Here is a 6,093-nt window from a genome sequence, read left to right on the forward strand (position 1 = left end):
CCTGCTCACTGGGCGACCTTGTACCCCTGCTGCTGGGCGTAGGTGATGAGGTTGCCCTGGTAGGTGGCGAGGGCCTGAGCCGGGGCGGACTTGGCCTTGTTCGTCGCATTGACCGCGTCGGTCAGCTTGTCGTACGCGTAATTCTGGAACGGGCTGAACTGGAAGCCCTTGTAGTCGGTCGCGGCGGTCAGGAAGACGTCCTTGTTGATCTGCTGGCCCCCGAAGAACGCGTAGGCCTTGTTCTTGAAGTAGTCGGATTCCAGGATGGGCTTCCACAGCGGGAACAGCGCCGCCTTCTCGATTCCGATCTTCCACGCCGCCTCGGTGCCGAAGATGTCCATGGCGACCTCGGCCGCCGCCTTCTTGTCCTTGGCCTGGTTGCTGACGGCGAACGCCGAGCCGCCGATGTTGATCTGCGTCGGGTTGGCGGCATCCCACTGCGGCACGGGTGCGGCCTTCCACACGGCGCTCTTGTCGGCCCCGGTGAAGCCCTGCAGGTAGCCGGGCAGCCAGGCGGCCGCGATCACCGAGGCGTAGGTGCCGTCGACGAGGTGCGTGTTGTAGTCGGTGGTGGAGGCGTCCTCGGTGCCGACGAGCTTGCGCTGCACGAGGTCGTTCCAGTAGCCGAGCACCTTGGTGCTGGCCGAGTCGTCCGCCTTGATGGTGATCGAGGTCTTGCCGGTGAGGGCGAAGGGGGTGTTGCCGGCCTGGGCGAACAGGGCGGTCTGGTATGCGCGGCCGTTGCCCGGGAAATCGGTCATGAGCGTCTTGCCGCCGGAGGCCTGCTTGATCTTCTCGGCATCGGCCGCGTACTCGGCCCACGTGGTCGGGACCTTCGTGATGCCGTACTTCTGGAACAGGTCCGCGCGGTACAGCATCCCGACCGGGCCGCCGTCGACGGGGATGGCGTACGCGGCGCCGTCCTTGGACTCGTCGCTCCACGCGCCCTCGGAGTAGTTGCCCTTCACCTTGTCGGCGCCGAGCTTCGAGAGGTCGATGATCGAGCCGTCGGCGATGTAGCTGGGCACGACCTCGCTCTCGAGCATGACGACGTCGGGCGCGCCGGAGCCCGCCTTGATGGCGGTGGAGAACTTGGTGTACTCGTCGTTTCCGGCGCCGGCGTTGGTCCAGCAGATCTGGACGTCCTTGTGGGTCTTGTTGAACAGGTCGACGACCGGCTTGAAGTTCGGGTACCACGCCCACATCGAGACCTGCGTGGCATCGGAGTGGACGATCTTGTTCTGGCAGGAGCCGGCGTCGCCGCCGGTGGAGCAGCCGACCAGCGCGGCCGCCGTGACGGCCAGCACACCGCCCAGGGCGAGGAACTTCTTCATCGGGATTCCTTTCGGGGTGGGAGACACCTTCGTCATCACGTCCGGGGCGATCGGATGCGCCATCGCGTGATCAGCTGATTTACAACGTTGCATATAACGTTGTAAATGACAGTTTGGAGGCTGACGGCCGACGTGTCAAGCACGAGCCGGAAAGTGCTAGGCGGCGGGAGCGGACTCGCGCTCGGCGATGCGGAAGTCCGCGAGCTGCAGACGCGGCGTCCCCGCGGCATCCGCGTCGGCGATCTTCTCGAGCAGACGCTGCACGGCGGTGCGCGCGATCCACTTCTGCCCAGGGTCGACCGTGGTCAGCGACGGGATCGAGTACTCCGCCTCGTCGAGGTCGTCGAACCCGATCACCGCGACGTCCTCCGGCACGCGCCTGCCGGACACCTGCAGCACCCGCATCGCGCCCAATGCGAGGGTGTCGTTGAGCCCGAACACGGCGTCGAAGCCCACGCCGCGATCGAGCAGCTCCCGCATGGCATTCGCACCGTTCGCGCGGTGCCACAGCGTCGTGTGCGCGACCAGCTGCGGGTCGAACGGGATGCCGGCGGCCTCGAGCGCCTCCAGATGCCCCTGCAGGCGGAGCCCGGCCGAGCCGATGACCTCGCCCTCGTGGGCGCCGATCACCGCGATCCGGCGCCGCCCGGAGGTGATGAGGTACTCGGTCGCCGCCCGGGCGGCATCCACATTCCGCATCGTCACGTGGTCGACCGACGGATCGAAGATCCGCTCGCCGAGCAGCACCAGCGGGTAGTCCACGGCGAGCGCGGCGGCATCCTCCTGCCCCATCCCGAGCGCGCTGAAGATGAGCCCGTCGGTGAGCTTGAGGCGCGGGCTCTGCAACAGCTCGAGCTCGCGGTCCCGATCGCCGTCGGTCTGCTCGACGAGCACGACGACACCGGCCCGCTCGGCCTCCGCGATGACGTGCGCGGCGAGCTCGGCGAAGTAGCTGAGCGCGAGGTCGGGCACCGCGAGGGCGATCGCGCCGGTGCGCCCGGAGCGCAGGTTCCGCGCGGTGAGGTTCGGCGTGTAGCCGAGCTCGGCGATGGCGGTCTGCACCTTCTCCCGGGTCGCCGGGCGCACGTGCGGGTAGTCGTTGATGACGTTCGACACCGTCTTGATCGACACCCCGGCCAGGCGTGCCACATCGTGCAGTGTCGCGGCCATCGCGTCCCCCTTCGTCCAGGTCACCCTAACGCAGGTTACAACGTTGTAGGGAGGTAACCGCGACCGCATCGCCGACCCCGCGCGCGCCCGGGCGCGCGGGTCAGACCAGGCGGGTCTTGGGCGACACGTCGTCGGTCTTCGATCCGTCGCGCTCGGGCACGTCGCCGAGGGCCTCGTCGATCGCGGCCATCGTGTCGGAATCCAGCGTCACCTCCGAGGCGGCGACGTTCGATGCGATCTGCTCGGGGCGGGATGCGCCGACCAGCGCGGATGCGACGTTCGGGTTCTGCAGCACCCACGCGATCGCCAGCTGCGGCATGGTGAGGCCGGCCTGTTCCGCGATCGGCTTCAGTCGCTGCACCGCCGTCAGCACGTCGTCGCGCAGGAAGTGCTCGATGAAGCGCGCGCCGCTCTTCTCGTCGGTCGCGCGCGACCCCTCCGGCACCGGCTGCCCGGGCAGGTACTTGCCCGACAGCACGCCCTGCGCCATCGGCGACCAGACGACCTGCGACAGGCCGAGCTCCTCGCTCGTCGGCACGACCTTCTCTTCGATGACGCGCCACAGCATCGAGTACTGGGGCTGGTTCGACACGAAGGGCACGTGCAGCTCCTTGGCGAGGGCTGCACCCGCGCGCAGCTGCTCGGCCGTCCACTCCGAGACGCCGATGTACAGAGCCTTGCCCTGCCGCACGACGTCGGCGAACGCCTGGAAGGTCTCCTCCAGCGGGGTCTCGTAGTCGAACCGGTGCGCCTGGTACAGGTCGACGTAGTCCAGGCCGAGACGCGTCAGCGACGCGTCGATCGACTCCCGGATGTGCTTGCGGCTCAGCCCGGTGTCGTTGGGCCCCATGGGGCCGGTCGGGAAGTACACCTTCGTGAAGATCTCGAGGGACTCGCGGCGCTGACCGGCCAGCGCCTTGCCGAGCACGACCTCGGCTGCGGTGTTGGCGTACGTGTCGGCGGTGTCGAACGTGGTGATGCCGGCATCCAGCGCGGCGTGGACCGTGGCGATCGCGGCGCTGTCGTCGACCTGCGACGCGTGCGTCACCCAGTTGCCGTACGTGATCTCCGAGACCTTGAGGCCGCTGTTTCCGAGGTACCGATAACCCACCATGCTGTTCTCCTGTGTCTGTTCGTTCGATGCGGCCGGCGTCGGCCGCGAGGGTCAGTCGAGTGCGGCGATGCGCCAGCCGGCCGTGACGGATGCCCCCGGCTCGATGACCGTGAGCCCCGCGTCGTACGGGTACTCCCCCGCGTTGAAGGCGTCGGGCGCGCAGGTCATCGGCTCGACCGCGAGCCCCGCCCGGTGGCCGGCGCCGTGATCGGGCAGATCGGCGGTGTGCACCTGCACCCAGGGGCAGGCGGCATCCCACACCATCGCCACGCCTCGCCCGGATCCGTCGGTCAGCCGCACGGTCGCGTCGCCGGCGGCATCCCGGATCAGCCCGGTGTAGGCGTGGTCGATCTCGGCCGTGCCGATCCGGCGGGCGGTGCGGTAGTCGAAGCGGTCCGCGTCGACGGATGCTGCAGGCGCGACCCCGGTCGGGATGAGCCGGTCGGGCGTGACCTGCAGCAGGTCGGCCGCCGGCAGCTCCAGCGTCCAGTCGTCCACCGTTCCGGTCCCGGCGACCAGGTACGGGTGCGGGCCGGTGCCGAACGGGACGGGATCGACCGACTCGTTGGTGGCGGTGACCGTCTGGCTGAGACCGTCCGCCCCGAGCGCGTAGGTGGTGCGGACGCGGACGCGCCACGGGTAGCCCGCCTGCGGCTGGATGACGCCCTCCAGCGACACCCGGTCGGCGTCCTTGCCGACGACCTTGTAGTCGAGCCACGCTCCGAGGCCGTGCAGCGCATGACCGCGCTCGGGCTCGGTCAGCGGCAGCCGGTACTCGGTGCCGCCGAACGCGTAGGTCCCGTCGACGACCCGGTTCGGCCAAGGCACGAGTGTGGCACCGCGGTACGCCGGGCGCACCTCGTCGCACGCGAACGGCACGACGAGGTCGCGTCCGCGCACACGCAGTGACCGCAGGGATGCGCCGACGCTCGCCACCGACGCCTCGTACTCCCCCGCCCGCAGCACGTGCTGGGTTCCGGGCAGCGGCACGCGCGCCATCGTCAGAACCCCTGCGCCAGGCGGTAGTACGCCTGGTTCCAGCGCAGCTCGCGCTGGAAGGCGCGCACCGTGGTGTCCTCGTCGATCACGACGAGCTCGGTCTCGGCGATCTCGGCGAAGTCCCGCCACACGTCGATGCCCACGTTGTTCGTCATGACGGTGTGGTGCGCGGCACCGGCGGCGAGCCAGCAGGCCGCGGAGGTCTGGAAGTCCGGCTGCGGCTTCCACACCGCGCGCCCGACGGGGAGCTTCGGCAGGTCGGGGGCATCCACGTTCTCGACGATATTCGCCACCAGCCGGAAACGCTCGCGCAGGTCGCTCATCGCGACGACGACTGCGGACCCGGGGTCGGCGGTGAAGACGAGCCGCACCGGGTCGTCCTTGCCGCCGATGCCGAGCGGGTGGATCTCGAGCCGCGGCCGCGCCGAGCTGAGCGACGGGGACACCTCGAGCATGTGCGCGCCGAGGATCTTCTCGTCGCCGGGCACAAGGTCGTACGTGTAATCCTCCATGAGAGATGCTCCGCCGGGCCGTCCGGCCCCCATCACGTTCGCGATGCGCACGAGGATCGCGGTCTTCCAGTCGCCCTCAGCGCCGAAGCCGTAGCCCTCGGCCATGAGCCGCTGCACGGCGAGCCCGGGCAGCTGCTTCAGGGCGCCGAGGTCTTCGAACGTGGTGGTGAACGCCCCGAAACCGCCCTCCTCGAGGAACGACCGCAGACCGAGCTCGATCGCGGCGCCGTCGCGCAGCGACTGATGCCGCTCGCCGCCGCGCCGCAACTCCGGCACGACGTCGTAGGAGTCCTCGTACTCGGCCACGAGGGCGTCGACGTCCGCCTCGGATGCGGCGGCCACGGCATCCGCGAGCTCGCCTACGCCCCACGTGTTCACCTGCACGCCGAAGCGCAGCTCGGCTTCGGTCTTGTCGCCCTCGGTCACGGCGACGTAGCGCATGTTGTCGCCGAAGCGGGCGAGCTTGAGCGTGCGGGATGCCGCCCAGCCGGCGGCGGCGCGCTGCCAGTCCTCGATCTGCGCCTGCACCGCGGGATGCGACACGTGACCGACGACGGTCTTGCGGGCGACGCCGAGCCGCGTCTGGATGTATCCGAATTCGCGGTCGCCGTGCGCGGCCTGGTTGAGGTTCATGAAGTCGAAGTCGATCTCGCCCCACGGCAGCTCGACGTTCGCCTGCGTGTGCAGGTGCAGCAGCGGCTTGCGCAGGGCGTCGAGGCCGGCGATCCACATCTTGGCCGGGCTGAACGTGTGCATCCACGCGATCACGCCGATGACGTCATCGCGGGAGTTCGCGTCGAGCGCGAGGCGCCGGATGCCGTCGGGCTCGATGAGCACGGGTTTGAAGACGACCTTCACCGGAAGCCCGGCGAGGCCCTCGGCGACCGCGCGGGCCTGCTCGGCGACCTGGCGGAGGGTCTCGTCGCCGTAGAGCGACTGACTGCCGGTGACGAACCAGACTTCG

At 69.5% G+C, this 6,093-nt stretch carries 5 protein-coding genes; all 5 read right to left on the bottom strand.

All coding sequences use genetic code 11. The features are described 5' to 3' along the window. Positions 1-5: 5 nt before the first annotated feature. The gene (locus VJR25_RS10915; RefSeq protein ID WP_324114997.1) at positions 6-1,334 is read right to left on the bottom strand and encodes an ABC transporter substrate-binding protein; all 1,329 of its coding nucleotides are present in this window, start codon (positions 1,332-1,334) and stop codon (positions 6-8) included. Positions 1,335-1,490: 156 nt separating this feature from the next. Further along, positions 1,491-2,504, bottom strand: a complete 1,014-nt coding sequence (locus VJR25_RS10920) for a LacI family DNA-binding transcriptional regulator (protein WP_324114998.1) — start codon at positions 2,502-2,504, stop codon at positions 1,491-1,493. A gap of 100 nt (positions 2,505-2,604) precedes the next feature. Then, on the bottom strand, positions 2,605-3,618 hold the full coding sequence (locus VJR25_RS10925) for an aldo/keto reductase family protein (protein WP_324114999.1): 1,014 nt from the start codon (positions 3,616-3,618) through the stop codon (positions 2,605-2,607). Between the two features lie 51 nt (positions 3,619-3,669). Further along, positions 3,670-4,617, bottom strand: a complete 948-nt coding sequence (locus tag VJR25_RS10930) for an aldose 1-epimerase family protein (RefSeq protein WP_324115000.1) — start codon at positions 4,615-4,617, stop codon at positions 3,670-3,672. A gap of 2 nt (positions 4,618-4,619) precedes the next feature. Further along, the coding region (gene araA, locus VJR25_RS10935; RefSeq protein WP_324115001.1) for an L-arabinose isomerase at positions 4,620-6,093 on the bottom strand (1,474 nt) is incomplete at its 5' end.

Source organism: Microbacterium sp., assembly GCF_035277845.1.
Taxonomy (GTDB): domain Bacteria; phylum Actinomycetota; class Actinomycetes; order Actinomycetales; family Microbacteriaceae; genus Microbacterium.

Excerpts from the sequence above, each read along its gene's own strand:
- VJR25_RS10915 (WP_324114997.1), bottom strand. The coding sequence starts at position 1,334 with ATGAAGAAGTTCCTCGCCCTGGGCGGTGTGCTGGCCGTCACGGCGGCC.
- VJR25_RS10920 (WP_324114998.1), bottom strand. The coding sequence starts at position 2,504 with ATGGCCGCGACACTGCACGATGTGGCACGCCTGGCCGGGGTGTCGATC.
- VJR25_RS10925 (WP_324114999.1), bottom strand. The coding sequence starts at position 3,618 with ATGGTGGGTTATCGGTACCTCGGAAACAGCGGCCTCAAGGTCTCGGAG.
- VJR25_RS10930 (WP_324115000.1), bottom strand. The coding sequence starts at position 4,617 with ATGGCGCGCGTGCCGCTGCCCGGAACCCAGCACGTGCTGCGGGCGGGG.